General features: G+C 67.4%; 2 protein-coding genes. One reads left to right on the top strand and one right to left on the bottom strand.

Translation table 11 applies throughout. The features are described from left to right. Positions 1–3527: glycosyl hydrolase family 65 protein (locus AAGI46_16245; protein ID MEM1013757.1), on the top strand; the 3527-nt coding region annotated here is incomplete at its 5' end. Positions 3528–3530: 3 nt separating this feature from the next. Here the strand turns inward: AAGI46_16245 and AAGI46_16240 are convergent. Then, positions 3531–3742 (bottom strand): 7-cyano-7-deazaguanine synthase (locus tag AAGI46_16240; protein ID MEM1013756.1); only part of this gene is annotated, 212 nt, incomplete at its 5' end.

Here is a 3742-nt window from a genome sequence, read left to right as displayed (position 1 = left end):
GCTACGCCGAGCCCGTCCTGGTCGACCCGCGTGCCGACGCGGCGCACCCGGCGTTCCAGAACCTTTTCGTCCAAACGCGACTCGTCCGCGGCCGGCAGGCGATTCTGGCCCGACGCCGTGCCCGCAGCGCGGACGAGCGAACGCCCTACGTCGTCCATCTGATGACGTGCTACGGGCTGGAGGTCGGTGAGACGCAGTACGAGACCGACCGCAACGCCTTCATCGGCCGAGGCCGCGACCTCGCCAGTCCGTCGGCGATGCGCACCGAGTCGCTCACCGGCGGTAGCGGCAGCGTGCTCGACCCGTGCCTCTCAATCCGACGGACCGTTCGATTGCGTCCCGGCGAGAAGTGTCGGCTCGACGTCGTCACCGGCGTCGCCGACAACTCCGAGGCCGCGCACGGCCTCATCGAAAAGTACCACGACCGCCGCCTCTGCGACCGCGTCAGCGAACTCGCCTGGACGCACAGCCAGGTCGTCCTGCGTCAGCTCGGCATCGACGAGGCCGACGCGCAAGCGTACGGCCGACTCGCGGGCAGCGTGATCTACGCCACGCCGCAGCGTCGCGCCTCGGCAGAAGTGATCGCCCGCAACGCGCAGCTCAACCGCAAGCAGTCCAACCTCTGGGCCTACGGCATCAGCGGCGACTTGCCGATCGTGTTGCTCCGTGTCGGCGACCACGAGAAAGTCCGCCTCGTCGGCGAGACTGTTCGCGCCCACGCGTACTGGCGTCGCAAGGGACTCAAGTGCGATCTGGTCATCTGGAACGAAGACCAGAGCGGCTATCGGGCTGAGGTGAACGATGCGATCCAGGCGGCCGTCGCCAAGGCGGGATCGGGCAATTTGCTCGACCAGCCGGGCGGCATCTTCGTTCGTCGCAGCGACCAATTCCCCGAGGAAGACAAGGTGCTCCTCCAGGCCGTCGCGCGGGTCACCCTCACCGACAAGGCGGGTGAGCTCGCCGAGCAGATCGATCGCCGCATGGCCGTCGAGCCGGCCGGCATCGCGAAGCTCGTTCCGCAAGTGCCGCGCTCTGGAAGCGTCGGACAACTGCTCGGCCTGCGCGAAGTGCCGACGGCCAGCGAAATCACGCCGCGCGACGATCTCCTCTTCCACAACGGCACCGGCGGTTTCACGCGCGACGGCAAGGAGTACGTCGTCACCCACGACGCTGACACGCCGACGCCTGCACCATGGAGCAACGTCATCGCCAACCCGAAGCTCGGCACGCTCGTCAGCGAGGCCGGTGCCAGCTACACGTGGCGCACCAACGCTCGCGAGTTCCGACTCACGCCATTCCACAACGATCCGGTCAGCGACAAGTCCGGTGAAGCACTCTACCTGCGAGACGACGAGACCGGTCGCTTCTGGTCACCCACCGGCCTGCCGGCTCGCGGCGTGAATCCGGTCACCACCAGACACGGCTTCGGCTACAGCGTCTTCGAGTCGTCCGACGTCGGCCTGCGGGCAGAGACGACGCTCTTCGTCCATCGCGACGAGCCGGTCAAGCTGCTGATCGTCCGCGTGCAGAACCAGTCCGAACGCCGTCGCAGCACGTCGCTCTGGTACTTCGCCGAGTGGTGCCTCGCCGACCAACGGCCGGGCCATGCGATGCACGTCATCACACGCGTCGACGCCGCCACGGGCGGCATCCTGGCACGTAACCCGTACAACGCCGAGTTCGGCCGAGAGACAGCTTTCGTCCAGTGCAGCGAGTCGCAACGCACCGTCACCGGCGATCGCCTCGAGTTCCTAGGACGCAACGGCAGACTCGCAGAGCCCGCCGCACTCAAGCGCGAGCGGCTCAGCAACAAGGTCGGCGCAGGCCTGGATCCGTGTGCAGCGATGTGCGTGCCCGTCGAACTCGGCCCGGGCGAGGAGAAGGAGATCGTCTTCGCCCTCGGTGCCGGCGACGACGAGGAACACGCCAAAGCCATGTGCGCCCGCTTCACCGGCGTCGCCGAGTCGCGCCGAGCGCTCGAAGACGTCTGGCAGCACTGGGGGCGAACGCTCGGCACGCTGTACGTCGAAACGCCCGACCCAGCCGTCAACGTGTTGGCCAACGGCTGGCTGGAGTATCAGGCGCTGGCGTGTCGCTACTGGGGTCGTAGCGGCTACTACCAGTCGGGCGGTGCCTATGGCTTCCGCGACCAACTTCAAGACGTCGCCGCCCTGCTCTGGTGTGAGCCGAGCCTGATTCGCGAACACTTGCTCCGCGCGGCCGAGCGACAGTTTCGCGAGGGCGACGTCCTGCACTGGTGGCATCCGCCCGGCGGCAAGGGCGTGCGCACCAACTTCAGCGACGACTACATGTGGCTCCCACTCGTCGCCGCCCGCTACGTCGCGGCCACGGGCGACGTCGGCGTGTTGGACGAAGACCTCAGCTTCCTGCAAGGCCCGCACGTCCCACACGGCGAGGAGTCGATCTACCAGGAATGGGTCAACGCCGACGAGCGAGCCGACCTGTACGAGCACTGCCGACGCGCGATCCTCAACGGCATCGAACGCCGTGGCTACGGCCCGCACGGCCTGCCGCTGATGGGCTGCGGCGACTGGAACGACGGCATGAACCTCGTCGGCGAGCACGGCCGCGGCGAGTCCGTCTGGCTCGCGTGGTTCTTCATCGACACGCTCCACGACTTCGCCGGCGTGGCCGAGCTTCGCAGCGACGACGCTTTTGCCAAGCGCTGTCGCGACGAAGCCGAGACGCTGCGTCAGAACGCCGAACGCGAGGCCTGGGACGGTGCGTGGTACCGACGGGCCTGGTTCGATGACGGCACGCCACTCGGCAGTGCGCAAAACCCGGAGTGCCAAATCGACTCACTGCCGCAGTCCTGGGGCATCCTCAGCGGCGCGGCCGACGAACACCGCGCAGCGATGGGCATGCAGGCCGTCGAAGAGCGTCTGGTCCGGCGCGACAAAGGCCTCATCCAACTGTTCGACCCGCCGTTCGACAACTCGAACCTGGAGCCCGGCTACATCAAGGGATACGTCCCGGGCGTCCGCGAGAACGGCGGGCAGTACACGCACGCCGCCGTCTGGACCATCATGGCGTACGCCAAGCTCGGCGACGCGCGGCGGGCGTGGGAGCTGTTCGACCTGATCAATCCCGTCAACCACGCCGACACGCCCGAAGCCGTGCAGACGTACCGCGTCGAGCCCTATGTCGTCGCGGCCGATGTCTACGGCGTCGAGCCCCACGTCGGCCGAGGCGGCTGGACGTGGTACACCGGCTCGGCCGGCTGGATGTTCCGCCTCGTTGTCGAGTCGTTGCTCGGCCTGAAGCTCCGCTTCGTCGACGGCCGCCACGAGCTGCACTTGTCGCCGCTGCTGCCCGAAGGCTGGGACGGCTTCAATTTCAACTATCGCCACCGCAACACACACCACCAGGTCCGCGTCACCCGAACCACACCCGAGGCCCGCCGCGTCGCCTCCATCACCGTCGACGGCGAGGCGATCGATGGCGACGTCATTCCACTTCAGGAGGACCAACAGCCACACGAGATCATCGTCGAACTCGGCGATTGATCGTCAGACGTAGCGCGTCGGATCGGGAAGCCCGGCGCACTTGAAGCCTTGTCGACGCAGCCGGCACGCATCGCACGCTCCGCAGGCCAAGCCATCGGGCGTCGGGTCGTAGCAAGTGACGGTCTGGCTGTAGTCGACGCCGAGTCTGGTGCCGAGCGTGACGATGTCGGCCTTGGTCAATTCGATGAGCGGCGTGCGGACTTCGATCCGGTGTC

The sequence above is a fragment of the Planctomycetota bacterium genome, from assembly GCA_038746835.1.
Lineage (GTDB): Bacteria > Planctomycetota > Phycisphaerae > Tepidisphaerales > Tepidisphaeraceae > JBCDKH01.
This window is presented reverse-complemented; position numbering and strand designations above follow the sequence as displayed.